Source organism: Pedobacter sp. NJ-S-72 (genome assembly GCF_053890575.1).
Genome location: NZ_CM132681.1, coordinates 3598531 through 3622616 on the forward strand (window position 1 = coordinate 3598531; position 24086 = coordinate 3622616).

Consider the following 24086-nt stretch of genomic DNA (forward strand, 5'->3'; position numbering starts at 1 on the left):
ACGGCATAATTAATTTGATTTATTAAGCTGAGATAAAAATTAATACAGAATGCATTCCCTTCAGCCTTGCATCTTTTAATCTTGTTTAGAGCCAAAGATATGGAACTCCTCTTTAGATGGAATAATCAATTACCTAACAGAACCAATAACCGTAATGGCCCGGTCAATTTATTAAATGACCAGTAGTTTCAAAAATTAATATTTATCATTGTCCCCTATATTCATGGACAGATCTCAATTAGACAAGCTAGAGCACATGGACTTGCTGATCAAACTCAGGGAGGGTGATGAACCTGCTTTTATACAAATCTATAACCAGTATAGAAGCAAGATATATACTTATGCTTATCAATTATGCAAATCATCCGACATTGCGGAAGAGATTGTTCAGGAAGTATTTATCAAAATATGGCAAAAAAGAGATCAGCTTAATCTTGAGTTATCATTTAGTGCCTATATTAAAAAGATTACCTTAAATCATGTCCTGAACTACCTTAAAAAGGCAGCCCGCGAAAGAGCTTTACAAGAACAAATTTTTCATACGATAGAAATCAGTTCCAATCGTACAGAGGATCATATGATGGAGAAAGAGCTTCGTAAGATCTATGATGAAGCTATAGACCGTTTACCGCAGCAAAAAAAAATCATTTACAAGTTAAGCCGGGTAGAAGAGCTAAGCCATGATGAAATTGCGCAAAAACTAAACATTTCAAAAAACACGGTAAAAAATCATATAGTTGAAGCCAGCCGGTCTATTCGTGATTATGTAGGCAAAAATGGTAGTATCATCTGTTTTATCATTGCTTCTTCAAATTATTTTAACTCCAACTAGTCCTTATGGCTCCGACAGTTGTATAGTATTTAGAAAAAGGGCAGAATATGGCCTCATTTTTAAATGCTATGGACAAAAAAGAGGAACTAAAGCTACTATATCATCTGTATTTAACGAATCAGTGCTCTTCTTCAACGAACTTGAACGTTTTTTTTTTTTTAATCGAAGAGAATCAGGACGATGAAGAACTAACGGGTTTAATGTCTGCAACCTGGGATCAGACAGAAATGATATCAGAAACCGGGTTAATCCCTCCTTTCCTTCCTAAAGAAATTACACATGTGAGGCCAATGCTGACTCGCAGGATTAGTTATGGCTTCAGGGCTTTTACCGCAGCTGCAGCTATCCTGCTTGTTTTGGGCGGCGCTTACTTATATCGCGCTGAAGTATCTCAAATTTTAAATCCCGTGCATCAGTTAGAGGCCTTCAGTAAAAACGCTGAGCGTAAACAATTAATATTGGCGGATGGTACCAAAGTCTGGCTTAGCCCGAATAGTAAACTGACGTATCCTGCCCAGTTCAATGACGACAAAAGGATAGTCAGCCTGGATGGTGAAGCCTTCTTTGAAGTTACACATGATGCTGATCATCCATTTATCATTCAAAGCGGGCAGATAAGCACATGTATTAGGAACAAGTTTTAATGTTAGTGCTTACAAAGACCAGCAGAATATCAATGTAACGCTGGTTACTGGAAAAGTCGCTGTGGCTTTAAAAAATGTAAATAATACAAAGCCGGTTATTATTACCTCCAATCAAAGAATTACTGTTGACAAGTCTTCAGAAAAAATCATTAAAACTAATTTCCCCGATGCAGGAGATTTCCTGAACAGGCGTTTAGGTCTCTTTGACTATAAGGGAAGTATTTTCAAAGCTGTAATTACAGATCTGGAATTGCAGTATCATTTACAGATTGGCCTGAGCCCCGATCTTGATCACAATAAATTTTATGGCCAGCTTGATATGACTATGTCCATAGAACAATGCCTGGATAAATTAAGTACAGTAATGGAAGTAAACTGGAAGAAAGAAGGAGGGCGATATGTTATTGTAAGATAAATGTCCGGTATCTAAGCCTAGAAAACCGGACATCGTACAAATCAATTAAAAAATGCCCAAGCCTTGAGAACTATATAGGGCAGATTAAATCAATATTTAAATATAAAGTTATGAAAAAATACGAACCGTTAAGGTTCCTGGCATTTATTGCCATATTGTTACTGCTTCTGGTGTTTCTACAGGTAAGATCCTATGCACAAAGTCCATTAGGAAAAAAGTTAAGCATCAGTCTGAAAAATGAACCGTTAAAATCAGCATTAGATAAAATCAGCCTGGCAGGCGGAATTAAATTCACGTATAATGAACAGGTTGCAAATAGTAAATTAAAAATAACTGTTCTTGCCCAGGATAAAAGCCTGAATGATGTATTAACTAAAGTTTTCTCTGGTCAGCCCTTTAAATTCACGGAGCTGGGTCAGGAAGTTTACATCAAATTTGACGCTGCTAAAGAAAAAAAGGTTCTGGCCGACCCGGCGGCAAATCCGGCAGAAGGTCAGGGACGGCATACTATAAGTGGTACGATTTCTTCCTCTAAAACCGGAGAAACCTAAATCGCAGCTACAATTAGAGAGTTTCCGGCACAAAACAAGCTACTTCAAGTAATGAATACGGTTTTTATTCATTGATGCTCCCAAAAGGACAATACACTTTAGAAGTGAGCGCAATAGGATCCCGCACCTATCAGAAAGCTGTTGAACTGAATAAAAATTTGACACTGAATATTCCGTTGGATGATAGTGCTAATGAATTGGAAACGGTAAATATCACCTCTTCTACAGCAAAAAGAGTCATTGATAATCCCCAAATGGGGATGGAAAGGCTAACTGTCTCAGAGACTAAAACTATTCCTGTGATATTAGGCGAAAGGGATATTATCAAAACTTTACAGCTTTTGCCTGGTGTAAAATCTTCTTCAGAAGGAACCAGTGGTTTCTTTGTAAGAGGTGGCAGTGCAGATCAAAATATGATTTTATTGGATGAGGCGCCTGTTTATAATGCAACACACCTGCTTGGCTTCTTTTCTACATTTAATTCCGATGCAATTAAGAATGTAACACTCTATAAGAGTGGAATGAATGCCTGCGCAATACGGAGGCAGATTATCTTCTGTGATGGATGTGAAGATGAACGATGGAAATAATCAAAAACTTGGTGTAAGCGGAGGCATTGGAATGATTGCTGCAAGGCTTAACGTAGAAGGTCCTATACAAAAAGGGAAATCATCCTTTTTAATCTCTGCGCGCAGAACCTATTTGGATCCATTTCTTAAGCTTTCATCAGATACATCAGTTAAAAAGATTAAACTCTATTTTTATGATATCAATGCAAAGGCAAACTACATACTGGGAGATAAGGACAGGCTATTTATTTCAGGTTATTTAGGCCGGGATGTATTGCGTTCAGACAAGTTAACCGGGCTGGATTGGGGGAATGTCACCTCTACCCTACGCTGGAACCATGTTTTCAATAGTAAGCTTTTCTCTAATACTTCTTTGATTTTCAGTAATTACGATTACACAATTCAAAGCACAGAAGAGCAGAACTCTTTATCTCTGTTTTCGCAAATCAGGGACTGGAATTTCAAAGAAGACATACAATGGTTTGCTAACGAAAAAAACACGGTAAGTTTTGGATTAAATGCAATTTATCATACAATCAAACCAGGCGAAGTCCGGGCTGATGGAAATACTGGATTTATTCCACAGGATTTGCAAAACAGATATTCACTGGAAAATTCGGCTTATGTGAGTAATACCTGGAAAGCTAATGACGTATTTAGCCTGACTTACGGATTGCGTCTTTCTGCTTTTTCCATTTTAGGAAAAGGTGATTACTATGAAGTAAACGGCGCCGGGCAGGTAACCGGAACTACAAGTTATAAAAAGGGTGAAATTGTAAAAACTTATGTGAATCTGGAACCCCGGATTGCCGCTGCAGTTCAATTAAATGAATCTGCATCTATTAAAGCTTCTTATGTACGCAATGCACAAAATCTCCATTTAATTTCGAACTCCAACTCTATTTCGCCAACAGACAGGTGGCTTTCCAGTACTAATATTATCAAACCTGAAATCAGTGATCAGGTCTCTTTAGGCTATTATAAAAATCTTGGAGATAATGCTTATGAATTTACTTCGGAAGTGTATTATAAAGATCTTAAAAATCAGATCGACTATCGCGATGGTGCAGATATCTATACCAACCAACCTATAGAAACTCAATTACTTTATGGTAAAGGAAGAGCTTATGGTATAGAAATGCTGATTAAGAAGAAAACAGGAAAACTGACCGGATGGATTGGTTATACACTCTCTAAATCAGAAAGACAAGTGGATGGTATTAATAATAATAATTGGTATAATACCCGTCAGGATAGAACACATGATATTTCTATTGTTGGGATGTATGCACTGAATGAAAAATGGTCATTATCTGCAAACTGGGTCTTCTCAACAGGAAGTGCAGTAACTTTTCCTAATGCAAAATACAGATTACTGGGAGAGAGTTATTTTTATTTTTCTGATCGGAATGCAAACAGAATGCCGTCTTACCACAGACTGGATATTGGTGCAACACGTAAGTTAAAGCAAACAAAAACATACTCTTCTGAGCTTAGTCTGAGTTTATACAATGCATACGGAAGATCAAATGCCTACGGGATCGAGTTTAGAGATAACGCATATGATGCTAACCGGACTGAGGCTGTACAAACAAGTTTATTCCGGTTTATTCCTTCAATTTCTTACGATTTTAAATTTTAATATAGATGAAATCATATCTTTTGATAGTACTTTCAGTACTCCTTGTATCCTGCGAAAAAGTGATACAATTAAAACCTGCCAATACGGAGGACAAATATGTAATTGAAGGTACAATCACCAATGAACCAGGAAATTGTACTGTTCTAATCAGCAAAACCAAAAACTTTGATGATGACAATACTTTTAGCGGGGTAAGTGGAGCTATAGTCAAAGTTGAGAACAATGGCACAGTGGTAACGCTTCCGGAAACCAGTGCAGGCGTTTATAAAACAAACGCTATTAATGGAGCCCCTGGTCAGACCTACCGCCTAACCGCTACGGTTAGCGGAGAGACATTTACAGCTGCCAGTACAATGCAGGAACCTGTACCTTTTTTAGATTTTTATCTTAAACCAAAAGATTTTGATAGCCTGAGAACAGTTGCTTATGTAAAATATAAGGATTCTGCCGATGTTAAAAATTACTACTGGTTTGAATTGTTCGTAAATGATAAAAAACAGTCCAATTATAGTGTGACAAATGATGACTTCACTACCGGACAGGTAATAAATTCAGGGGTTCTATTTCAGAACACAACCAAAAACAGAGAAAAAGATATCAAAAGAGGTGATAAATTAGGTGTAGAGATGCATAGTATTGATGCCTCAGTTTATCTTTACCTTTTCAGCTTATCCAGTGCAAAGGGCAATGGAAATAATGCCGCACCTGCTAATCCAATCAGCAATATAAAAGGTGGTGCGCTGGGTTATTTTAGTGCGCATACCACACAAAAGAAAAGCCTGATCATTCCTTAGGAAATAGCTTGTTTAAAGCCCATTAGATTCTCTTTTACTAAGTGATCATTTAATGTGGTATCCTTATTGATAGATAATCTGACCGGGCTTATCCCTGATCAGATTATCTAAAAAAAGGTAAAGAAATGAAACAGTTTTCCGCAATTATTTTTTCCTCAATCCTGTTACTTGCTTGTAACGGACAACATAAAGACAGCCAGAAAGCCACAGGTTTAAAGGATACAAATTCTCAGGATTCCCTTCAAAAACCCTCTCCTGTCACAAAAAACACTGATAAAGCAGATCTTCCGGAAATTTCCAAAGCAAAAAACTGGCTGGTTGCTGCCATAGAAAACTCTCTTAACAAGGCAAATGGTAACATGGAAAACACCGATGAGGAAGCCGAAAGGAATGTAAAAAGTATTTATACAGAACAGTACAATGCGTATAAAGATGATGCAATAAATGTAGATTTAGATAATGGCCCAACCACCGATGAGTTTTTCATGAAATGGAAGGATAAGTATAATCCAAAGTTAGCAGGAATTGGAACTGGTCTATTTATTCCAGAACAAGATTATGGACTCATCAAAATATCACATTGCGAATTGAAAAATAAAACCACTGATGGATTTATTTTCAATGTCGTCATAGAAGATACGGAGTCTAAAACTAAGCATAACAGGGATATTAAGGTCATTCGTTCTGCCGGTACATACCTTATCGATGATATAATGGAGTATTAATTTACACTCCGGAAAAGAGTAAAAGGCAATCAATTATAAAAGGAAAATCTGTTTAGAACTATTCTAAATTAGTTTGGTATATTTGTGGAAATCTTCAAAAAATAACTTTCCGAAAATATTATAGTAAATTACCCCATAATAATGATAGAACTAAAAACAGAATTTTCAGAATACATCAAGAATTTCGAAGAGAAATTAAAACTTTTGTTCCGGGGAAAAGACAATACTGATCAGTTTGACTTAGCAGCTAAAATGCCTCCTTCAATAATGAAAGAAATTCTTGCTGAGCAGAGCCACTGGCTGCAGCAATTCCTGAAGAATACGGGGGAAATGGAAGCATTGTAAAAGAATGTCTGAGCGTATTGGCTGCAGCTTCTTATGAATCTTTACCTCTTTCACTGACCTTCGGAATTAACATAGCCCTTTTCCTGGAACCACTTTCTAAATATGCAGATGAATCTGTTAAGAAGGAGGTTTTTGACCGTTTTCTTTATCACCAGAATATGGGTGGCCTGATGATCACTGAACCGGACTACGGAAGTGATGCACTAAACATGAAAACGAGCAATAAGGAACTCGCAAACGGATACAATATCAAAGGGACAAAACATTGGCAGGGGCTTACCGGTCTGGCTGACTACTGGCTGATCGCCTCCAGAGCAGAACTCGCTGACGGTGGATTAAGCAGGGATATTGATATTTTTTTTTTATGTGATAATACACAAAAAAAAAAACAGCACATCAATGTGGAAGAATACTTCGATACGATGGGGCTTCATATGATCCCTTACGGACGTAATATCTTAAACATTGAAGTCCCTAAAACGTTTAAATTAACCCCTGAATCTACCGGAATTAAAATGATGCTTGATATTTTACACCGAAGCAGAATGCAGTTCCCTGGTATGGGCATGGGCTTTATCAAGCGTATGCTGGACGAAGCTATTCTACAATGTAAAAACAGAGTCGTTGGAACGTCAAATCTTTTGTCAATGGATCAGATCCAATTCCAAATCTCTAAAATTCAGTCAGCTTATACGATCTGTTCAGCTATGTGTGTCAGAAGCAGTCAGATTAGCGGAATCGAATATAATTTAGCGTCAGAAGGCCTAGAAGCAAATAGCATGAAAGCAGTAGTTACTGATCTTATGCAAGAGGCTGCACAGATTTTAACACAGGTTTCTGGTGCTAAAGGATACAAGACATCCCATATTGGTGGTCGTGGCATTATGGACAGCAGACCTTTCCAGATCTTTGAAGGTTCTAATGAAATGCTCTATGCACAGATTTCAGAAATCATTGTACGCCAGATGAAAAAGCAGAAAGAATCAAACTTATTTGATTTTCTGTCTACACTAAAACAAACTGCAGAAGCTTGTCTTTATTTTAAAAATGAATTGAGTTTCACATTAAACAACGCTCTTTCACAACGCAAATTATTTGACCTTGGCAAGGTGATAGGCAGAATTGTTTCTTTAGGCTATGTGCTGGATCTGGAAATTAAAGGTTTCAGAAAAGATCTGATTGACAACTGTATTGTAAACGTAAAACAGGAGGTACGTACATTAATATGTGCTTTTAATTTTGACAATAGTTCACAGGTAATAGAAGATTACACATCAGAAAGTTCCTGGTTCAATTTCGCTTAATCAAATAAGCGATCATATCATGAATCACAAAAATAGCCGGCATGTTTGCATACCGGCTATTTTTATAATTCGGAAGAGCTGATATTCCTAAAAATCGACCTTAATCTTAGCTCTTATCCCCCATTTAGAGATATGAGGATTATCTAAAAGTAAGTAAACCTTCTCACCAGGTCGACCCTTAATATTTTAAAGATATTGGACAGTCCAACACTTCCTTCTATGTAAGGAGCAGATCCTAATCCAGATGACATAATACGTCCATGTTTGTCTTGTGGGAATTGATATAAACCTGAATTCTTAGTTGGATCGTTCTTATCAGACAGTGAGCCACTTAATACTTTCATCGTAATAATTTCTCTTAACTGGAGTCTTTTTACCAAAGGGATCTTATTCAGGATAAACCCATTAAAATTATGTTCAAGATTAATACTGGCGTACCTGTCACTCAAAAATTCCATGAAATTCATCAGGTTATAGGATGGCAGTTCATAGGCATAACTTTGATTCGCCCTGTGTATGGTCAGCAAAGGAAAGGGAACCTTTCCAAATACTTTTCCTGCTTCCAGAATAATATCTGAATAACCAAATTGCGAGAAATAGGCTCTTTTAAAGACATTGAATGTCAGGTTCTGATAATTATAATCGCCATTCAAGAACCCTTTGAACCCTTTGACCCCCACTGATCCACGTAATGTAAAGATCGGGTATTCATTTCTGATTGGTCTTCTGAAACGTTTCCCCTGGTAGAACTGTTCATGTGGGGCCCATCTTATCTCTGCTGTGAATTCAGAGTTAGTAATATCCTGAACATCGGCAGGGCCAGAACTGTTTAATGCGGTAAAACGAAGTCCTCCGGCTGGATCCAGGATCTGGTTTTTATAAGCAACTTTAAACGAGAAATGTTCTTTTGTCTCATGAAGATATTCGAGAAGCCACTTTCTGTTGTACAACCATTTATCATTAATACCTCTCTTGAATGATAACAAGAAGTTATCATCTTCAAGAAAATTAAGGTCCTGCCCCGGTATCTGTGTTTCATAGCTATGTCTAAACGTTAATGATTTCACAGGAAATTCATAAATTGAACCTGGTGAGAGCGATAGCACGGTACCTAAAGAATACTTCCATTTATGATCTCGTGTACCATAGGCGATATGTCCATCAAAAAAAATCCGTTTGCTGAAGAGATCGGTTGTACGCCCGCCGACCTTAAGTCTGAGTCCTTCTACCGGATTAAAACTGTAAAACGAGTTAAAAGGGCCGACTTCTACTTTCCCCTGTCCAATATAGCCGGAGAGAAGAAATGACGCAACGCCCATAGCACGCTTAAATGGCTTTGAGTTCTTAAGACTATCTATGTTTTTATAGGCCATCTCCTCAATTGGAGTAAGTTTTTCAGGCCTTAATTCTTCCATAGGTGTAAGCCCCACTGAAGTATTAACCAGTTGTTTAAGCTTTAATCCTTGATTTAAAGCAGTTGCACTGCTTACAAAATCTTTAATAAACAAGGTTCTTTCGCCATAAATACTTGCCCCTTCCTTAAAAAGGCCAAGATCCATTGCCATCACACTCTTTCCTAAATAATAATGTCCGGTTTTATCCTGATGATAGTTTAGGGATATATGCATATCCTTTACCCAGTTAATATTTATTTTGGAGTTGACAGAAAGCGTTGCCTTTTGTACAGCATACTTGCCGTCCAGAGAAATATATAAATACCCAAGAAAAAGCACGTCTTCTTTATTGCGGGGTGCAATCATCAGCTTAATTTGCATTGGGGAAACATCTTTTAAAGTATCAATGATAAAATACTTATAAAACTGTGGTGCCAGATCCGAAATCGGACTCATAAAACTCTGGTTTCCCAGACCTATATCATTTTGATAAATATCAACACGCTGATAGATTTTATCTAAATACTCATTGATTCCATCCTCATCGATAAATTGATCAATCCTTGACTGGTTTTCTGCCAGAACGGAGGATTCTTGTTTAAATGGATTCTGATAAACCAGGTTATGGCTAAGCTTTTCCTTCATAAAGATAGGTGTCAGCAATCTGCCGGGCTTGGTTAGAGAGTCTGAATTATCCTTTAAAAATGACAACTTTCTAAGCAGTTTGGATGTCTTTGCCTTCTCAGTAGCCATATTTAAAGAAAAATTCAGTTTTTTTCATATTCCTGATAGGAAAGATAATTCTGAAGATTTGCAGCATTGGACTTCTTATGTTCGATAACCCTCCTGATCAATTCTACCGCAGGATTATCCTTGTTTTTATATCTTGGTTTATGAGCTACTGAGATACTCACCTCCGAAAGATCCTGAGAATTTGGTTCTAATTGAATATCCATCTGGTGGATCTCACCAAAGGGTATTTCTAATCGTAACTTGTGATACCCAATACTATGGAAAATAATATGTTTCACCTTATTCTTTGAAAGGAGGCTATACATCCCTTTAGTATCACTTGCTGTTTTAATACTGGTATGCTCAAAACCAATAGTAACCCCGTGAACTGGCTGTCCCGTGGATTTGTCTGTGATCAGGCCTTTTACTTGTATTATCTGGGCTTCTGCCCTAAAGAAGAAAAAAAGAAAAATTATTGAAATGGAAAACTTCATAAAGCCTATAGGCTGTCATTGAATGGGATAAAGAATAATTCTTACAAACTGCCCATTACCCAAATCACGGGCAGTTTGTATCATTACTAAACCACTAAAATGGTATGGCGTAACCAATTGTTGCCATGAAACCACGATTCTTAGCTTTTTCAGGACCTTTGTTTACATCTGTTAAGCCCAGTGAATATCTGCCGTCAATCAGGAAGCTTCCTTTACCAAATGGGATAGCCACGCCACCACCCATTTGCAGACCAAAATTGAATCTTTCAACTTTAGCTCCGTAGAAGGATTCCATCTTTTTCATACCGCCTATTGCCATACCAATTGATGGACCTGCATTAATGTATACAGGACCAAAAGAATATTTCACCAGTACAGGAAGCTCAAGGTAATTCAGGTTATACTTATTTTTATCATTTTTAATCTTCGTACCCGCACCTACATAGTTCAGTTCTGGCTGAATTGATAATGCTGATCCTTTCACTTTAAAATTAACACCCAATCCTGCTGTAAAACCAGTTTTTGATTGTTCTGCATCCGTATTACTTATCGCTTGCTTAGAGAAATTTAAACCAGCTTTCGGAATTAACTGAACATTCTGTGCTTTTACAAAATGTACAGAGGCCAACAGGCCTGCTACTAATAATAATTTTTTCATACTCAAATAATTAATTTCTAACGTTCTTTATTATGCAAGGTTACGCCGTCCGGAAGATCTTTTGAGGCACAAAGTAACTGAGGCGGAAATTTCCAATACTGAAACGACATTTCTATGTGTCCAACAGAATTTCAGATGACCTGCTTCCAATCAGGCAGATTTATTTAAAGCCAGATTTCTGAAACTAAAAAAAGCTCTCCTTAATAATAAATACATTCTCTTATAATAGTTCATTTGTGATTATTTGACAGATAAACGCAGGTTTTATCAAGACCCCTATTCCCGGGAATAAATAATTACACATTAAGTATATATTTTTCTTACAAGCTCCCAAACCGGCCTCTTTTGTTAATCAGCTTGTATGAGCACTGCCCAGCCCATTCGTTTTTTCTACACTGGGAAAAAAAAAAAAACAAAATGACGTAGGGGTAAAATTAACATGGGACGTACTATGAGTATACAGGCAAGATAAACCTTTAACTCATTCTAAAAACGCTTCTTGGTAACTCTTATTACAGGTCACGAAAAAAAGGCAGTTATCTTTTATTTACTGCTTCTGTTTTTATTTTCAGCAAGTGCTTATGCACACAAAAAAAAAACAACCAATTATAACTTACTGAGAAATGGCAATATCATCGGAAAGATGATATTCTGTCAAAAGAATGACGGCGATTATTCCAGTGGTGATTTTGAAGACATTGCTAATATCGGCCTTGCCAGATTTCTTACTTCTGCAAAACAGCAGATTCACTCCCTGAACCTTGGCGGGGTTATTTCTCAAGCTCCTTATCAGCTCTCCTTAACCCCTGCAATAAATACGCATGGTACTTTTAGTGGCCAGATTGTAAATGAGGTTTCTCTCAATTTAGCAGGTGGTTATATGCTGGTGTGTTGATGGTGTAGAAATAGGCGGTCTCTTCAATATCAATAAAATGAATGTTAAAGGCTTTCAATTGGCAGGATTGTTTAATATATCCGGAGGTTCTGTAAGTGGTGCCCAGCTATCAGGCATTTATAACGATGGCTGGGGCAACGTGGACGGCATCCAGCTTACTGGAATTAAAAATAATATTAAAGGCAGCAGAACAGGTATCCAGTTAGCAGACCTATTTAACAACGTTGAAAAGAATTCTTCTGGTTTCCAATGGCCGGACTTTTCAATAGTGTACATGGGAAGGTTAGTGGTATTCAGATAGCCGGACTTTTCAATCAGGCCGATCAATCCAGTGGTTTACAGATAGGACTGATCAATATGGCTGGCTCCTCTATCGGTTATAGTCTTGGTTTATTAAACTTTATAAGTAATGGTTATAATAAAGTTAGTTTAGGTTATAATGAAACAATCGATCTGAATATTGCATTGAAAACCGGGACTAAAAAAACTTTATATACGCTCTGGCTTAGAGGGATGAATGCGAAAAAAGACAACAAATTATATGCTTTTGGTTTAGGTCTGGTGACAGCAATAGATATTACAAAATGGCTGACTTTAAATCCGGAATTGAGCTGCAGATATATCTACCAGGGAGACTGGAAAGATCGAAACTTGCTGAATAGCTTTGATCTGGGCTTTAATTTTAAGATTGGCAGTGGCTTTCGTATTACTACAGGGCCATCTGCCAATATATTTTATTCTAATCAGGATGCGCAGCTGGAAAACTATGCTTATGTACAGAACCGGACTGACAGGTTTAATCTGAACAATAGTAAACTACGCGTATGGATCGGCTGGAGTGCAGCAATAACCATTTTTTAGAATTTAATTAACAGTTTTTCAGCCATTAATTTATCGTTCTTATAATATTCAAAAAACCAATCTCCGTTCTTTTTTAAAACGATACCATTAGAAGTTCCATTATCAGCAATAAAATAATCCTGTACAGAAGTCTGGACAGCGTTAAAACTTTTTTTGGTGTAGTATCTATCAATTGATATCCACTAGCAGTTGGCTGAGCATACAAGGTTCCTTCAGGCTGTATTGCTGTTGCTACTGCTACAACTTTTGCAGCGGGCTGGCTTACAGGAGCAGTAACTGCTGCACTTACAGGTACAGTTGCCGTCGCACTAACCGGTACAACGGCAGCCGGGGTCGCAACTGGAATTGCAGCTACTTGCTGATCTGGCACATTCGTTGTCCCATTATAAGCATATGGAACATCGTTTAATGATGTAAATGCATCTCTTAAAGCCAGGTTATAAGACGTTTTAAATTCTTTTTCTCTGCTTTTGCCTTCCTTGCTTTTAAAAATTATATTTCCCTTGCAATCTTTCAGCAGAAGCGTAAGATTGGTCGTAAACATTCCGTTTTTTTCCAGTATTTCAACATGCAGCGCACTGCATTTATTGTTAGCAATATCAGTAGGTAATTCAGAATTATCAAAAAGCGCGTAAAACCTTTATCCTGCAAAAGAAATTTAGTCAGTGTATTTAATCTATACTGATCATTTTCTTTAAGGAAACTGAACTTTTCAGGCACCAACACGTATTTGTAATTATTAATCGTATTCTGAGCATACCCAGAAAAAGTGATAATTAAAAGGAATAATAAAATGTATCTTTTCATATTAACATTGATTTTATAAAAAATTCAGGGCGCAATAAAAGCCCGGTTAAAAGATCCTAAGATATGAATATAGTTTTTATTGTTTCAAGCTTACGAGAGCCCAAATTCAATTTTAAATCATTTTATGATTTCAAGAATGAAATTATGGAATCAGGTGATGATATTGCAGTGGTCAATAAAAAATCAAATCAGAACAATGGAAGCGAAAGAAATATTAAAACAGCATATCGCCAAAACCGCCAGACTGACCGATGAACAGTTTGAGTACTTTTTTTCACATTTCAAACCTCAGTCCTATAAAAAAGGCCAGGTGGTAATCAGTGCCGGAGAGAAAGTAGATCATGAATATTTTGTCATTTCCGGCTGTTTAAAAGCCTTTTTCATCAATGACGAGATCAAAATGTACATCCTGCAGTTTGCTATGCCTACCTGGTGGACTTCTGATTATGGTGCTTTATACAATCAGACAAAGGCAACCATCAGCGTAGATTGTATAACCGATGCAGAAATACTCTGTCTTTCTAATGATGACCGCGAAAAAATATGTACTGAACTGCATCAGGCAGAACATTTTTTCAGGTGGCGAACCAACAAAGGATACCTGGCTTCACAAAAAAGATTGTTATCATTTATGAATAATGACACCAGAGTACGTTATGAAGAATTGCTATCGTTATATCCACAGCTTTATAATCTGGTTCCTAAACACCTCATCGCTGCTTATCTTGGTGTATCAAGAGAAACACTCAGCAGGCTCTACAATACCCATAAGTAACCTTCGCACGAATGTGATGTACATCACCTAAGCAACTGAGATTTCCAACGTCCTTTGTCGTATCAAATCATTAACGATTGATCACATAAAGAAATGGAAACTAAAAAATTCAAAGTTGTAAATGTGCAAAGCAACATTGGCTGGACTGGCAAAAAGGTAACTGGTGCACATAATGGCACCATCTCTATTACAAACGGATTTCTTATTCTGAATGATAACAAGCTCAGCAGTGGTAACTTTGTTATTGACACTACCTCTATAAAAATACTGGATATTACTGACCCGGCTACAAATGCTCAATTTGCTGGTCATCTGTTCTCCGAAGATTTTTTCTCAGCAGAAAGTTTTCCTGAAGCTACGTTTACGATTACTGATTCCAGCTACGTCAGCTCACTGGATTATCTGATTTCAGGAAATCTAACTATTAAAGGGATTACACATCCCGTGAAATTTCCTGCTAATGTCCTTATAACAGATGATGCTATCAGTGCCACGGGTAAAATTCTTGTAGATCGTACCAAATATGATATGAAGTTCCGTTCCGGCAACTTTTTCACACCAATCTGGGTGATACACTCATCTATAACGAATTTGAACTGGATGTAAAATTAACTGCATTAGCCACGATTTAACTTAAAGCCATGCCATACGTAAAAATAGAAGTAACCCGTGAAGGTGTTACCCGCGAACAAAAGCAATCCTTGATTGCAGGGGTCACTAAAGTGATCACTGAAGTACTGGATAAAGACCCCAAATTAACTCATGTGGTCATACAGGAAATTGAACTTGATAACTGGGGTTATGCAGGTGAACAAGTATCCATCCTCCGCGAAAGAGGAATAACAGCTAAAAATTAATTTTTAATAACATTTCTCAAAATAATAAAATGAAAATACAAACTGCAATCGTAACAGGTGCATCAACAGGTATTGGTAAAGCCATCGCAGGTTTATTTCTGCAAAAAGCATATAATGTAGTCATTAACTCTGCTAACGAAACTAATTTAAAGTCAACGTTTAACGAATTAGGCAATCACGAAAGGTTAGCCATGATTACCGGCGACATCAGTAAACCGGCCACCGGACAACTACTTGTTGACACAGCCTTAACCCGCTTTGGCACCGTTAACGTACTGGTAAATAATGCCGGAATATTCGAACCCAAACCTTTTTTTTTTGGATGTTGATGAGGCACATCTCGACCACTTTTTAGACATCAATTTGAAAGGTACCTATTTTACCAGCCAGTCGGCGATTAAACAAATGCTAAAACAAGGGGAAGGTTCTATCATCAATATTGGCACAGTACTGGTTGACCACGCCATTGGCGGGTTTCCTGCTACTGCACCCATTTCAAGCAAAGGTGGTATCCATGCGTTAACCAGACAACTGGCTACAGAATTTGGACTCAATAATATTCGCGTTAACGCTATAGCACCCGGAATTATAAGAAGTCCTCTTCAGGATAAAACTGGTGTGAGCAATGCCGATAGCCTTGCAGGTCTTCACTTACTTAACCGTATTGGCGAAACCAGTGATGTTGCCAGACTGGCTCTTTATCTTGCAGAAAGCAATTTTATAACTGGCGAGATCATTAACTTAGATGGAGGCCATGTTGCAGGCCATCATATCGGATAACAATCAAAATGATGAACAATTACACTGATAACTCAACGGCTGTAGCAGCCGTATTATCTAATTACTTTAAAGGTATTTTTAACGGTGACACAGCACTCCTCAGAAGTATTTTTCATCCGCAGGCATTGATAGCCGGCGATGTTAAAGGCCTTCCTTATTTTAAAAACCTGGATCAATATCTTGATGGCGTGGAAAACCGCAAAAGCCCTTTTGAACTGAATGAGGCATTCCGTATGGAAATATTAGCTATAGAAATCATCAACACTACTGCTATTGCCAAAGTACATGTACCTCTATTCGATTTTAATTATTATGACTTACTTTCCCTGAATAAAATTAATGGGGAATGGATTATAGTTAATAAATTACTAACGCATGTAAATATTTAAATGATGTGGTACCAAACTAAAATCAGTGACCTTTTTGGCATCAAATACCCTATCCTCTCAGGGCCAATGGGTGGAGGTTTTTCAACTCCTGAACTTTTAGCTGCTGTATCAAATGCAGGTGGATTAGGAAGTTTTGGTGCCTATACTCTTGACCCCGTACAGATACTTGAAACTAATAAACTCATCAGAGCGAAAACAGATAAGCCTTATAATATTAACCTATGGGTATCAGATGTCGATGAATCTTTAATTGATTACCCCGCTGAAAGCGTTGAAAAAATAAAACAGTTATTCAAGCCTTATTTTGATGAACTCAGCATTCCACTACCTAATCTGGATATAAATATTCCATCCAGATTTCTGAATCAGATAGAAACAATCTTCGAAATCAAACCAGTGGTGTTTAGTTTTATATTCGGTATTCCGCCAAAAGAGATACTTGACAAATGCCGCAGGCTTGGTATTAAAACGGTTGGGGCGGCGACTACAATTGATGAAGCTTTAACTTTGGAAGAAGCAAAGGTTGACGCCATAGTTGCTGCTGGATTTGAAGCCGGAGGGCACAGGCCTTCATTTCTCCTTCCGGCACAGGATTCATTGACAGGAACTTTTGCCTTGATCCAGCAACTGAAAGCCAAAGTAAAAACTCCTGTCATCGCCGCTGGAGGTATTGCTGATGCTAAGGGTATCGCTGCAGCATTAACTTTAGGTGCAGATGCTGTTCAGCTGGGAACAGCATTCTTAGTTACAGATGAATCAAATGCGACACCTGTGCATAAGGCAAAACTATTTTCTGAGGAATCCAAAAATACCGTACTTTCCAAATCTCTAACCGGCAGATTGGGCAGGCTGATCCAAAATCGTATTTCAGAAGAAATTAAATGTGAAACCGAGGTACTTCCATTCCCCTTACAAACCCGTTTAATAGGACCATTAAGAGCAGCGGCACTAGCTCAGGGAAAAACAGATCTCATTAATTTCTGGTCAGGACAAAACACAGTCAATTTAAAACATACCAAAGCAACCGAGCTGATGCAGGCCCTGATCCATGAGACACAGCTTTATCTTTAGTTGTCAGTTTCCTCAGCTGTGGAAACTGGAGCATCTCCAGTTGCTGACTCCCGTCGGGCGGTCCGAAATTTTGTGCGGATAGACCATCCACTGAATATATAGATCAGGCTAATTACCAGGTATATCCAAAGCGGGATATTTTTCCCGGCTATGATCAGATAGAAATAAGGTAAGCTGTAACCTAAAGCTGCAAATAGTAAAGGCACCAGAATGGAACTCTTTTCCCTTAGTTTTTTAACGGCCCAGCCCAGAAAGATGAGAAACAAGATCTTACTTAACAAGTATAAGGCACCAAATAACCAGGGATTGACCTGGTGTAAATTTGCCTGGTAAAAAAGGTAGTCTTTTATGACGTTAAAATAGTGTTGCATAATATAATGGTCTCGCTTTTTATATTAGTCGGAACTTCATGTCAATCCTTACAAAAGAATACACAAAGATGAGAGGAGAAAAATAGTATAGTAAGCAACAAAGAAGCCTTCCAGTTTTCACTGAAAGGCTTCTCGCAATTTGCTCCCTCTGCTGGGCTCGAACCAGCGACCCTCTGATTAACAGTCAGATGCTCTAACCAGCTGAGCTAAGAAGGAGTGCTGGTTTAAAAAAAAAATAACGCCTTTTTTTAAAAGGTAAAGCGCAATATAAAAGGCAATGCCCTCTACTTTAACAAAAAAAAAAAACCGTTCAACGTGATGTTGAACGGTTTTTAATCTGCTCCCTCTGCTGGGCTCGAACCAGCGACCCTCTGATTAACAGTCAGATGCTCTAACCAGCTGAGCTAAGAAGGAGTACTCTGGTTATTCCGAAAACGTCTTTCTGCTTTGATAAAGAACATAAAGCTTCGTTCGTTTTGGGAATGCAATATTAGGGCTTTTAAATTATTTATGCAATATTTGTAGACAATATTTTTCAAAAAAAATTAAAATAAAACATATGAGCCTGATAATCATAGGATAGGTCTGTAGCATTCGATGCCATTGAAACTCCCTTCGGAAAGACTGATAAAAAATAGTGGGTGGAGCTGCAACTTACGCAAGTTTAGCTGCATCTTACTTCTACAATAAGGTGAAAATAGTCGGAGTTGTAGGTGATGACTTCCATAAAGAGGACATTGACACCTTTACAAAACATGGTATTGACACCGAAGGCCTGCAAATCAAAGCAGGTGAAAAATCATTCTTCTGGTCTGGAAAATATCACAATGATATGAATAGCAGAGATACTTTGATTACTGAATTGAATGTATTAGGAGATTTCGATCCGATTATCCCTGAGAGCTACCAGGACTGCGAATATCTGATGTTAGGTAATCTTGCCCCACAAGTACAGCAAACAGTGATCAAACGTCTTAAAAACAGGCCTAAGCTAATCGTTTTAGACACCATGAACTTCTGGATGGACATCGCACTGGCTGATTTACTGGAAACTCTTAAAATGATCGATGTGTTAACTATCAACGATGAAGAAGCCCGTCAGCTTTCAGGCGAATACTCATTGGTTAAAGCAGCGAAAAAAATTCTTGCAATGGGTCCTAAATATCTGATCATTAAAAAGGGTGAACATGGCGCATTACTTTTCCATGAGGATAAAGTATTCTCTACCCCAGCTCTTCCTTTAGCAGATGTTTTTGATCCAACAGGCGCTGGAGATACTTTTGCAGGTGGCTTTATTGGTTATTTATCGAAAGTTGGAACGATCAATTTCGAATCGATGAAAAATGCAATTGTCTATGGATCTGCTTTAGCATCTTTCTGTGTAGAAAAATTCGGTACAGAAAAAATCGTCAACCTTACTGAAAAAGAGGTTGCTGACCGTATACAGGAATTTGTGAACCTAAGCGCTTTCTCACTTACAGAAGCATAGTTACGGATACCCCATTGGGTTGACATAAAAATAAAAAGCATCAGCCGAAAGACTGATGCTTTTTATTTAGCTTTTTAATTTACCAATAGCTGTAAACTTTTCAAATACAGTCTCCGAATGGGGCGCATCTGCCAGTTCATCGGTTAGATCCTGTCCTGCCCAATGTTCATAATGTTTTCCATTTTTCCATAACCGGCTCTCTCCGACATCATAGATCAGCCCAAGATAGGCAACCCATATTTCTGGCTTATCCTGCCCGTTTCTCAGCGCAAGTTGCTGTTTAGTGAATTCCGGCAACTCCATTAACGACGTGATCTTAGTTTAAAGAATTCAAAAAGATAAACACTTAGCAATAGCATCCCCATGAAATAAAAAGGAGTTTCAAAAGGGATATTAAACTGGTTAAAATTCAATGTTTCGGCAGTATTATACTGAATAACAGGAAGATTAGCTAAAACACCATACACGATATAAAATGGAATCAAAGTAACCAGAAATGCCCGGTAAAACCGGTACATAAACCTGATCTTATTCACATATTCTATGTAAAGGATAAACACAAATAATATCGAAAACGTAAATAAAGTATATAATTTCTGATGACCGAATAAAGCATTGCGATACGATACTTACACCAAGCATAATATTGCTAAACGCCAGACTGTACTTATCATGGCTATTATCAGGAAATCTATAATTAAGGAAAAGATAAATAGCGAGCCCGCATAAGGGTAAAATAAACGACAGCAGCAATTCTTCAATTGGCAACTGCCAAAGAGTCATCCCACTCAGGTATGGTGGATTAAATACGATAACCTTCAGCTGTGTCAGAAATTCTGTAGGTATCGAAAAGGCAAAAACGCTGATTAAAACACCAAGGATTATGAATTTACTATTGTCAGTAAAATTCAATTGCCTGATAGAAAATAGTACAACCGGCAATAACAAAAGAGCCAGGTTGACGAATAAATAAGTATAGTTCATTTAGCAGGATAAGTCTGAAGATCAAAAATATACTTTTGATCCCATTAAACCACTTCTTTTTATTCTTCAATAAACATTCAGGTCCATAAAAAAAGCCGGCTATTTTTCCAAACATCCGACTTTAGTTAAAAGAGAAACAATTGATTACACGATCTCTGTTCCCAAAATTTCTTTAGAATACGTTTTAAGATATTTTTTCAATATCTGACGGGCTACATGGATCCTGGTTTTCACCGTTCCGATCGGAATTTCAAGCATGTCTGCAATCTCATGATATTTATAACCTTCAAAATATTTGATGAAAGGCACATAATATTCTGGTTGTAAAGTAGCTAAAGCCTTATTGATATCCCCAATAATAAACTTACTGTCTATCGTATTTTTTGTAGCACTGTAATGCAGATTGGCAGATGAAATATCCTCAGATTTTGTAATTAAAGCGTTTGTTTTAACCAAACGTCTGTAATTATTAATAAAGGTGTTTTTCATAATGGTGAATAACCATCCTTTCAGATTTGTGCCTTCTTTAAATTTGCTGTAATAAGTAACCGCTTTCAGCATGGTGTCCTGAACTAAGTCGTTTGCGTCTTCAATATCTTTAGTAAAATTTAAAGCGAATGACTGCAAGGAAACCGAGTGGTTGTGAAGCTGAAGGTTGAATTCATTTTTTTTGTCATAGTGTTTAAGTTTTAAGGTTAAAAAAGCAAGCAAACAAGACCTTTTAAAAGTGGCGTTATCAAGTTTGTTTAATCTTGTATATTAACACTTATACAACATATGTACCAAAAAAACAATTCATGGTTAAACACATAGATTTATCTATTTAACCATGAGAAAACTAGCTATACTAATGAAAATCACACAATTGTTACAGAATATTCACTTCCCGTTCCAATTTAATATCAAATTTAGAGAACACAGTGTCTATAATTTTTTCTGAAAAACTATACACTTCTTTACCACTTGCACCCCCATGATTAACCAATACCAATGCCTGATTTTTCCATGTCCCGGTATGTCCCTCAGTTATTCCTTTAAAGCCACACTGTTCAATCAGCCAGCCGGCCGCCAGTTTAACCTTTCCTTCACCAGCAGGATAACTGATCACAGCAGGAAAAGCATGTTTCAGTTTCAAAATTCAGAGCGTCCAATAATTGGATTCTTAAAGAAGCTTCCGGCATTACCTATAGTCGAAGGATCCGGCAGTTTACTTACTCTGATTTCTGCAACAATTTTTGAAATATCTGTGATAGTAGGGTGAGTTATCCTTCTTTCAGCAAGCAAAGATTGGATAGCACCGTACTGAGAATTGATTCTGATACGGGTAAATAACCTAAAATTAACACTTGTAATAATATATTGTCCTTTTAATTCATTTTTAAAAACACTGTCCCGGTAAGCAAACTGACAGTCTGAATAATCGAAATGTTTAAACTCACCAGTAGCCAGTTCAAATGCCTCACAGGAGTCAAAAACATCTTTCAATTCAACGCCATATGCACCGATATTTTGTATAGGAGATGCACCCACAGTTCCAGGAATAAGGCTCAGGTTTTCCATTCCCGCAAAACCATTTTCAACACAATAGTTAACCAGATCATTCCAAACTATCCCTGCCCCTACGGTAACAAAACCTGACTGTCTGAAACTTCAGCAGTTATACCTGGAATACTAATCTTAAGTACCAGCCCCTGGTAATCTTCCGTAAAAAGCACGTTGCTCCCACCTCCAAGTATCAGCAGTTTGTTTTCTTTGAACACCGAATGGCTCCTTAATTCTACTAAATCATCTTCAGTGAAAATTTCAGTAAAAAAACGGGATTTGACATCAATACCAAAAGTATTGTAAGGTTTAAGGGATATATTTTCTTGTAATACAAGCATAAGAATTAATGGAATTATTTAGCACAAATGTAATTGTTACCCTGTGTAATAAACATGTTAATTATAATATTTAATAAATTTGCATAATTTACATCCGATTCTAACCTTATTCAAGCTGACACCCTAATAGAAAAAAAAAAGCATTGCTCATTCACAATGGAAAATCAAGATAGAAAAAGACTTTTAATTATAGACGCAGCGCTTAAGAGGTTCGCACACTACGGACTGGCAAAGACTACTATGACTGAAATTGCAAAAGATATTGCTTTTTCAAAAGCCCTGCTTTATTATTATTTCCCCGATAAACTGAGCCTCTATGTAAGTGTAATTGAACATATGATGCATACCATCAGCAGAGATCTTATAAAATCTGTTGAGAAAACTTCTACAGCTACCGAAGGAATTCTGATGTTATTGCAAAAAAGACAAGCTTTTACTCAGAAATACTATAATCTTCTTGAATACACACAAATGATTGGCCCGGAACTACCGGAGGCCCTTTATGAAAAATTTCAACGCGCCAGAGCATTCGAACTGAAAATTATTACTGGTCTGCTGACTAAAGGAGATTCATCAGGCGAGTTTGCGATCAGAGACATCCCCTTCACTACCGAAATATTCGTTGAGGCCGTTTCAGGTATACATTTCAACATCCTTAACCGCGCTAAAAACATCTTCCCAGGCAAGGAACAGTTTAAATTAATCTTCCTGAAAGAAAAACGCTTCGCCGAAATCTTTTTAGCTGGCTTAAAGCCAATAGACTAAGTCATAGAATTACCATTTATTTTACAAATATCCTGATAAGTCCTGTTATAACTTTGTAATCTGCTATAAATTTCAATATTACAGTCATAATAATGTCATTTATACTTTAGAAAGACTTGTTTTACCGCAAAAATTTCTCTAATAGAAATGCTTGCCATACTTTTGACTTTACAAATAATAAAGTCAGAAGGTAAAAAAGTAAAATGGCAGAAACTGATAAAAAAAGGGAGCTAATTATAGAGGGTGCAATAAAGCGTTTTATACATTTCGGCATCAATAAAACTACAATGAATGAAATTGCAGAAGATCTATCTGTCTCTAAGCCTTCATTATATTATTATTTTCCAGATAAAACCAGTTTAATTCTCGGGGTAGTAGAACGGATTTTCAAAGATTATTTCGATGTCTTATATGCTGATTTGAAACAAGCCACTAATATTGAAACAACGTTATTAAACATTGTTGAAATCAAACATCGCTTCTTTTCTGCGATACTATATGCTACATTTATCTAATGGAAATCCCGATTCTTCTTTAAACTCAGTAGAATTAAAATCATATTTAGAAAAAATGCTCGAAAAAAATGTCCAGTTTCACGAAAAAATATTCGAAATGGCTGTGGCAAGTAAAGAAATCGCTCCGCAAGAAGATATATCTAAACTTGCTGAACTGTATTTATCCTGTCAGTCTGGTTTAACTTCATTGTGTATCATGCATGGAAACAAAGAACTTTTCCCTGGCAAAAAAGAATTAAAATTAATGAAGGAGAAACAAATAAGTCTTTCCAAAATATTCATTAAAGGACTAAAAAATTAAAATCAGCCCTATTACAAGAAAACTACGATCATGATTAAAAGAGTAAAATCAATTCCCATCTTAATGCTATGCCTGCTGTTCGCAAACCTGGTGAATGCGCAAGAGCAGCTTACGCTGAAAGATGCACTCAATTTTGCCATACAAAATAACGTTAATGCACGTAAAGCAAAACTGATATATAGACGGCGGAAAATATAAAACAGAAGAAATAAGAGCAAGAGCTCTTCCACAAATCACTGGAAAT

At 37.1% G+C, this 24086-nt stretch carries 36 protein-coding genes, 2 tRNA genes and 1 pseudogene; 25 read left to right on the forward strand and 14 right to left on the reverse strand.

All coding sequences use genetic code 11. The features are described 5' to 3' along the window. Positions 1 to 256 precede the first annotated feature (256 nt). The 10 genes from ACWYN3_RS23885 (at position 257) to ACWYN3_RS23930 (ending at position 7821) form a co-directional block, all read left to right on the forward strand. On the forward strand, positions 257 to 832 hold the full coding sequence (locus tag ACWYN3_RS23885) for an RNA polymerase sigma factor (RefSeq protein WP_456216641.1): 576 nt from the start codon (positions 257 to 259) through the stop codon (positions 830 to 832). 47 nt (positions 833 to 879) lie between these two features. Continuing rightward, positions 880 to 1476 (forward strand): FecR family protein, encoded by a 597-nt coding sequence (locus ACWYN3_RS23890; RefSeq protein WP_456216642.1) that lies wholly within the window; start codon positions 880 to 882, stop codon positions 1474 to 1476. Positions 1477 to 1537: 61 nt separating this feature from the next. Beyond that, on the forward strand, positions 1538 to 1891 hold the full coding sequence (locus ACWYN3_RS23895; RefSeq protein WP_456216643.1) for a DUF4974 domain-containing protein: 354 nt from the start codon (positions 1538 to 1540) through the stop codon (positions 1889 to 1891). Positions 1892 to 2001: 110 nt separating this feature from the next. Then, positions 2002 to 2442 carry a hypothetical protein gene (locus ACWYN3_RS23900; RefSeq protein ID WP_456216644.1) on the forward strand — a complete coding sequence of 147 codons (441 nt, stop codon included), beginning with the start codon at positions 2002 to 2004 and terminating at the stop codon, positions 2440 to 2442. Between the two features lie 74 nt (positions 2443 to 2516). After that, positions 2517 to 3032 carry a TonB-dependent receptor plug domain-containing protein gene (locus ACWYN3_RS23905; RefSeq protein WP_456223134.1) on the forward strand — a complete coding sequence of 172 codons (516 nt, stop codon included), beginning with the start codon at positions 2517 to 2519 and terminating at the stop codon, positions 3030 to 3032. After that, positions 2968 to 4653, forward strand: a complete 1686-nt coding sequence (locus tag ACWYN3_RS23910) for a TonB-dependent receptor plug domain-containing protein (protein ID WP_456216645.1) — start codon at positions 2968 to 2970, stop codon at positions 4651 to 4653. The genes ACWYN3_RS23905 and ACWYN3_RS23910 overlap by 65 nt, the downstream gene beginning before the upstream one ends. Before the next feature lie 5 nt (positions 4654 to 4658). Beyond that, the gene (locus ACWYN3_RS23915; protein ID WP_456216646.1) at positions 4659 to 5447 is read left to right on the forward strand and encodes a DUF4249 domain-containing protein; all 789 of its coding nucleotides are present in this window, start codon (positions 4659 to 4661) and stop codon (positions 5445 to 5447) included. 125 nt (positions 5448 to 5572) lie between these two features. Next, positions 5573 to 6172, forward strand: a complete 600-nt coding sequence (locus ACWYN3_RS23920) for a hypothetical protein (RefSeq protein WP_456216647.1) — start codon at positions 5573 to 5575, stop codon at positions 6170 to 6172. Between the two features lie 141 nt (positions 6173 to 6313). Further along, positions 6314 to 6517: a hypothetical protein gene (locus ACWYN3_RS23925; RefSeq protein ID WP_456216648.1), complete on the forward strand. Its 204-nt coding sequence runs from the start codon at positions 6314 to 6316 to the stop codon at positions 6515 to 6517. 17 nt (positions 6518 to 6534) lie between these two features. Next, a complete protein-coding gene (locus tag ACWYN3_RS23930) occupies positions 6535 to 7821 on the forward strand; it encodes an acyl-CoA dehydrogenase family protein (RefSeq protein WP_456216649.1) in 1287 nt (428 codons plus the stop codon). Between the two features lie 143 nt (positions 7822 to 7964). On the opposite strand, the gene ACWYN3_RS23935 is transcribed toward ACWYN3_RS23930, so the two are convergent. From ACWYN3_RS23935 to ACWYN3_RS23945, 3 genes are all read right to left on the reverse strand, one after another. Beyond that, positions 7965 to 9968: a DUF5686 family protein gene (locus ACWYN3_RS23935; RefSeq protein ID WP_456216650.1), complete on the reverse strand. Its 2004-nt coding sequence runs from the start codon at positions 9966 to 9968 to the stop codon at positions 7965 to 7967. Between the two features lie 14 nt (positions 9969 to 9982). Then, positions 9983 to 10441, reverse strand: coding sequence for a carboxypeptidase-like regulatory domain-containing protein (locus ACWYN3_RS23940; protein WP_456216651.1), 459 nt, complete (start codon positions 10439 to 10441; stop codon positions 9983 to 9985). Positions 10442 to 10535: 94 nt separating this feature from the next. Next, positions 10536 to 11099: a porin family protein gene (locus ACWYN3_RS23945; RefSeq protein WP_456216652.1), complete on the reverse strand. Its 564-nt coding sequence runs from the start codon at positions 11097 to 11099 to the stop codon at positions 10536 to 10538. Between the two features lie 499 nt (positions 11100 to 11598). Between ACWYN3_RS23945 and ACWYN3_RS23950 the strand changes: the two genes are divergently transcribed. The 3 genes from ACWYN3_RS23950 to ACWYN3_RS23960 are packed head-to-tail and all read left to right on the forward strand — an operon-like array spanning position 11599 to position 12855. Continuing rightward, on the forward strand, positions 11599 to 11994 hold the full coding sequence (locus ACWYN3_RS23950) for a hypothetical protein (RefSeq protein WP_456216653.1): 396 nt from the start codon (positions 11599 to 11601) through the stop codon (positions 11992 to 11994). Between the two features lie 37 nt (positions 11995 to 12031). Beyond that, entirely contained in the window at positions 12032 to 12295 is a 264-nt protein-coding gene (locus tag ACWYN3_RS23955) for a hypothetical protein (RefSeq protein WP_456216654.1), read from the forward strand. Further along, a complete protein-coding gene (locus tag ACWYN3_RS23960; protein WP_456216655.1) occupies positions 12244 to 12855 on the forward strand; it encodes a hypothetical protein in 612 nt (203 codons plus the stop codon). Before ACWYN3_RS23955 ends, ACWYN3_RS23960 begins: the two co-directional genes overlap by 52 nt. 73 nt (positions 12856 to 12928) lie before the next feature. On the opposite strand, the gene ACWYN3_RS23965 is transcribed toward ACWYN3_RS23960, so the two are convergent. Next, on the reverse strand, positions 12929 to 13399 hold the full coding sequence (locus ACWYN3_RS23965; protein ID WP_456216656.1) for a hypothetical protein: 471 nt from the start codon (positions 13397 to 13399) through the stop codon (positions 12929 to 12931). A 459-nt stretch (positions 13400 to 13858) separates the two neighbouring features. On the opposite strand from ACWYN3_RS23965, the gene ACWYN3_RS23970 reads away from it, so the two are divergent. The 7 genes from ACWYN3_RS23970 to ACWYN3_RS24000 all read left to right on the forward strand — a co-directional run bounded on the left by ACWYN3_RS23970 (position 13859) and on the right by ACWYN3_RS24000 (position 17534). Beyond that, a complete protein-coding gene (locus ACWYN3_RS23970; protein WP_456216657.1) occupies positions 13859 to 14437 on the forward strand; it encodes a Crp/Fnr family transcriptional regulator in 579 nt (192 codons plus the stop codon). Between the two features lie 93 nt (positions 14438 to 14530). Then, positions 14531 to 15043 (forward strand): YceI family protein, encoded by a 513-nt coding sequence (locus ACWYN3_RS23975; RefSeq protein ID WP_456216658.1) that lies wholly within the window; start codon positions 14531 to 14533, stop codon positions 15041 to 15043. A gap of 35 nt (positions 15044 to 15078) precedes the next feature. Then, positions 15079 to 15294: a tautomerase family protein gene (locus ACWYN3_RS23980; protein WP_456216659.1), complete on the forward strand. Its 216-nt coding sequence runs from the start codon at positions 15079 to 15081 to the stop codon at positions 15292 to 15294. Positions 15295 to 15323: 29 nt separating this feature from the next. Beyond that, complete coding sequence (locus tag ACWYN3_RS23985; RefSeq protein ID WP_456216660.1) at positions 15324 to 15623, forward strand: SDR family NAD(P)-dependent oxidoreductase; 300 nt, start codon at positions 15324 to 15326, stop codon at positions 15621 to 15623. After that, positions 15613 to 16074 (forward strand): SDR family NAD(P)-dependent oxidoreductase, encoded by a 462-nt coding sequence (locus ACWYN3_RS23990; protein WP_456216661.1) that lies wholly within the window; start codon positions 15613 to 15615, stop codon positions 16072 to 16074. The genes ACWYN3_RS23985 and ACWYN3_RS23990 overlap by 11 nt, the downstream gene beginning before the upstream one ends. 8 nt (positions 16075 to 16082) lie before the next feature. Beyond that, entirely contained in the window at positions 16083 to 16463 is a 381-nt protein-coding gene (locus ACWYN3_RS23995; RefSeq protein WP_456216662.1) for a nuclear transport factor 2 family protein, read from the forward strand. Further along, positions 16464 to 17534 (forward strand): NAD(P)H-dependent flavin oxidoreductase, encoded by a 1071-nt coding sequence (locus ACWYN3_RS24000; protein WP_456216663.1) that lies wholly within the window; start codon positions 16464 to 16466, stop codon positions 17532 to 17534. Here ACWYN3_RS24000 and ACWYN3_RS24005 read toward each other — a convergent pair. The 3 genes from ACWYN3_RS24005 to ACWYN3_RS24015 form a co-directional block, all read right to left on the reverse strand. Then, positions 17531 to 17905: a hypothetical protein gene (locus ACWYN3_RS24005; protein WP_456216664.1), complete on the reverse strand. Its 375-nt coding sequence runs from the start codon at positions 17903 to 17905 to the stop codon at positions 17531 to 17533. The genes ACWYN3_RS24000 and ACWYN3_RS24005 overlap by 4 nt on opposite strands. Before the next feature lie 142 nt (positions 17906 to 18047). Further along, positions 18048 to 18121, reverse strand: a tRNA-Asn gene (locus ACWYN3_RS24010). A gap of 124 nt (positions 18122 to 18245) precedes the next feature. Then, positions 18246 to 18319, reverse strand: a tRNA-Asn gene (locus ACWYN3_RS24015). Positions 18320 to 18507: 188 nt separating this feature from the next. Between ACWYN3_RS24015 and ACWYN3_RS24020 the strand changes: the two are divergent. Beyond that, positions 18508 to 19394, forward strand: a pseudogene (locus ACWYN3_RS24020) (PfkB family carbohydrate kinase). Positions 19395 to 19460: 66 nt separating this feature from the next. Here ACWYN3_RS24020 and ACWYN3_RS24025 read toward each other — a convergent pair. From ACWYN3_RS24025 to ACWYN3_RS24055, 7 genes are all read right to left on the reverse strand, one after another. Further along, positions 19461 to 19697, reverse strand: coding sequence for a cytochrome b5 domain-containing protein (locus tag ACWYN3_RS24025; RefSeq protein WP_456216665.1), 237 nt, complete (start codon positions 19695 to 19697; stop codon positions 19461 to 19463). Then, entirely contained in the window at positions 19697 to 19930 is a 234-nt protein-coding gene (locus ACWYN3_RS24030; protein ID WP_456216666.1) for a lycopene cyclase domain-containing protein, read from the reverse strand. Before ACWYN3_RS24030 ends, ACWYN3_RS24025 begins: the two co-directional genes overlap by 1 nt. Beyond that, complete coding sequence (locus ACWYN3_RS24035) at positions 19923 to 20378, reverse strand: lycopene cyclase domain-containing protein (RefSeq protein WP_456216667.1); 456 nt, start codon at positions 20376 to 20378, stop codon at positions 19923 to 19925. Before ACWYN3_RS24035 ends, ACWYN3_RS24030 begins: the two co-directional genes overlap by 8 nt. Before the next feature lie 144 nt (positions 20379 to 20522). Further along, positions 20523 to 21089, reverse strand: a complete 567-nt coding sequence (locus ACWYN3_RS24040; RefSeq protein WP_456216668.1) for an RNA polymerase sigma factor — start codon at positions 21087 to 21089, stop codon at positions 20523 to 20525. Between the two features lie 157 nt (positions 21090 to 21246). Next, positions 21247 to 21513, reverse strand: coding sequence for a hypothetical protein (locus ACWYN3_RS24045; protein ID WP_456216669.1), 267 nt, complete (start codon positions 21511 to 21513; stop codon positions 21247 to 21249). Beyond that, positions 21510 to 21989: an FAD-binding protein gene (locus ACWYN3_RS24050; protein ID WP_456223135.1), complete on the reverse strand. Its 480-nt coding sequence runs from the start codon at positions 21987 to 21989 to the stop codon at positions 21510 to 21512. Before ACWYN3_RS24050 ends, ACWYN3_RS24045 begins: the two co-directional genes overlap by 4 nt. A gap of 8 nt (positions 21990 to 21997) precedes the next feature. Further along, complete coding sequence (locus ACWYN3_RS24055) at positions 21998 to 22261, reverse strand: hypothetical protein (RefSeq protein WP_456216670.1); 264 nt, start codon at positions 22259 to 22261, stop codon at positions 21998 to 22000. Positions 22262 to 22417: 156 nt separating this feature from the next. On the opposite strand from ACWYN3_RS24055, the gene ACWYN3_RS24060 reads away from it, so the two are divergent. The 4 genes from ACWYN3_RS24060 (at position 22418) to ACWYN3_RS24075 (ending at position 24040) form a co-directional block, all read left to right on the forward strand. Next, positions 22418 to 23026, forward strand: a complete 609-nt coding sequence (locus ACWYN3_RS24060; RefSeq protein WP_456216671.1) for a TetR/AcrR family transcriptional regulator — start codon at positions 22418 to 22420, stop codon at positions 23024 to 23026. Positions 23027 to 23229: 203 nt separating this feature from the next. Further along, complete coding sequence (locus ACWYN3_RS24065) at positions 23230 to 23541, forward strand: TetR/AcrR family transcriptional regulator (protein ID WP_456216672.1); 312 nt, start codon at positions 23230 to 23232, stop codon at positions 23539 to 23541. After that, complete coding sequence (locus ACWYN3_RS24070) at positions 23525 to 23842, forward strand: hypothetical protein (protein ID WP_456216673.1); 318 nt, start codon at positions 23525 to 23527, stop codon at positions 23840 to 23842. Before ACWYN3_RS24065 ends, ACWYN3_RS24070 begins: the two co-directional genes overlap by 17 nt. A 30-nt stretch (positions 23843 to 23872) precedes the next feature. Continuing rightward, positions 23873 to 24040: a hypothetical protein gene (locus ACWYN3_RS24075; RefSeq protein WP_456216674.1), complete on the forward strand. Its 168-nt coding sequence runs from the start codon at positions 23873 to 23875 to the stop codon at positions 24038 to 24040. The last annotated feature ends 46 nt before the right edge of the window (positions 24041 to 24086 follow it).

Excerpts from the sequence above, each read along its gene's own strand:
- ACWYN3_RS23885 (WP_456216641.1), top strand. The coding sequence starts at position 257 with ATGGACTTGCTGATCAAACTCAGGGAGGGTGATGAACCTGCTTTTATA.
- ACWYN3_RS23890 (WP_456216642.1), top strand. The coding sequence starts at position 880 with ATGGCCTCATTTTTAAATGCTATGGACAAAAAAGAGGAACTAAAGCTA.
- ACWYN3_RS23900 (WP_456216644.1), top strand. The coding sequence starts at position 2,002 with ATGAAAAAATACGAACCGTTAAGGTTCCTGGCATTTATTGCCATATTG.
- ACWYN3_RS23905 (WP_456223134.1), top strand. The coding sequence starts at position 2,517 with ATGCTCCCAAAAGGACAATACACTTTAGAAGTGAGCGCAATAGGATCC.
- ACWYN3_RS23910 (WP_456216645.1), top strand. The coding sequence starts at position 2,968 with ATGCCTGCGCAATACGGAGGCAGATTATCTTCTGTGATGGATGTGAAG.
- ACWYN3_RS23915 (WP_456216646.1), top strand. The coding sequence starts at position 4,659 with ATGAAATCATATCTTTTGATAGTACTTTCAGTACTCCTTGTATCCTGC.
- ACWYN3_RS23920 (WP_456216647.1), top strand. The coding sequence starts at position 5,573 with ATGAAACAGTTTTCCGCAATTATTTTTTCCTCAATCCTGTTACTTGCT.
- ACWYN3_RS23925 (WP_456216648.1), top strand. The coding sequence starts at position 6,314 with ATGATAGAACTAAAAACAGAATTTTCAGAATACATCAAGAATTTCGAA.
- ACWYN3_RS23935 (WP_456216650.1), bottom strand. The coding sequence starts at position 9,968 with ATGGCTACTGAGAAGGCAAAGACATCCAAACTGCTTAGAAAGTTGTCA.
- ACWYN3_RS23940 (WP_456216651.1), bottom strand. The coding sequence starts at position 10,441 with ATGAAGTTTTCCATTTCAATAATTTTTCTTTTTTTCTTCTTTAGGGCA.
- ACWYN3_RS23945 (WP_456216652.1), bottom strand. The coding sequence starts at position 11,099 with ATGAAAAAATTATTATTAGTAGCAGGCCTGTTGGCCTCTGTACATTTT.
- ACWYN3_RS23955 (WP_456216654.1), top strand. The coding sequence starts at position 12,032 with ATGAATGTTAAAGGCTTTCAATTGGCAGGATTGTTTAATATATCCGGA.
- ACWYN3_RS23960 (WP_456216655.1), top strand. The coding sequence starts at position 12,244 with ATGGCCGGACTTTTCAATAGTGTACATGGGAAGGTTAGTGGTATTCAG.
- ACWYN3_RS23965 (WP_456216656.1), bottom strand. The coding sequence starts at position 13,399 with ATGTTTACGACCAATCTTACGCTTCTGCTGAAAGATTGCAAGGGAAAT.
- ACWYN3_RS23970 (WP_456216657.1), top strand. The coding sequence starts at position 13,859 with ATGGAAGCGAAAGAAATATTAAAACAGCATATCGCCAAAACCGCCAGA.
- ACWYN3_RS23975 (WP_456216658.1), top strand. The coding sequence starts at position 14,531 with ATGGAAACTAAAAAATTCAAAGTTGTAAATGTGCAAAGCAACATTGGC.
- ACWYN3_RS23980 (WP_456216659.1), top strand. The coding sequence starts at position 15,079 with ATGCCATACGTAAAAATAGAAGTAACCCGTGAAGGTGTTACCCGCGAA.
- ACWYN3_RS23985 (WP_456216660.1), top strand. The coding sequence starts at position 15,324 with ATGAAAATACAAACTGCAATCGTAACAGGTGCATCAACAGGTATTGGT.
- ACWYN3_RS23995 (WP_456216662.1), top strand. The coding sequence starts at position 16,083 with ATGATGAACAATTACACTGATAACTCAACGGCTGTAGCAGCCGTATTA.
- ACWYN3_RS24000 (WP_456216663.1), top strand. The coding sequence starts at position 16,464 with ATGATGTGGTACCAAACTAAAATCAGTGACCTTTTTGGCATCAAATAC.
- ACWYN3_RS24005 (WP_456216664.1), bottom strand. The coding sequence starts at position 17,905 with ATGCAACACTATTTTAACGTCATAAAAGACTACCTTTTTTACCAGGCA.
- ACWYN3_RS24025 (WP_456216665.1), bottom strand. The coding sequence starts at position 19,697 with ATGGAGTTGCCGGAATTCACTAAACAGCAACTTGCGCTGAGAAACGGG.
- ACWYN3_RS24035 (WP_456216667.1), bottom strand. The coding sequence starts at position 20,378 with ATGAACTATACTTATTTATTCGTCAACCTGGCTCTTTTGTTATTGCCG.
- ACWYN3_RS24055 (WP_456216670.1), bottom strand. The coding sequence starts at position 22,261 with ATGCTTGTATTACAAGAAAATATATCCCTTAAACCTTACAATACTTTT.
- ACWYN3_RS24060 (WP_456216671.1), top strand. The coding sequence starts at position 22,418 with ATGGAAAATCAAGATAGAAAAAGACTTTTAATTATAGACGCAGCGCTT.
- ACWYN3_RS24065 (WP_456216672.1), top strand. The coding sequence starts at position 23,230 with ATGGCAGAAACTGATAAAAAAAGGGAGCTAATTATAGAGGGTGCAATA.
- ACWYN3_RS24070 (WP_456216673.1), top strand. The coding sequence starts at position 23,525 with ATGCTACATTTATCTAATGGAAATCCCGATTCTTCTTTAAACTCAGTA.
- ACWYN3_RS24075 (WP_456216674.1), top strand. The coding sequence starts at position 23,873 with ATGATTAAAAGAGTAAAATCAATTCCCATCTTAATGCTATGCCTGCTG.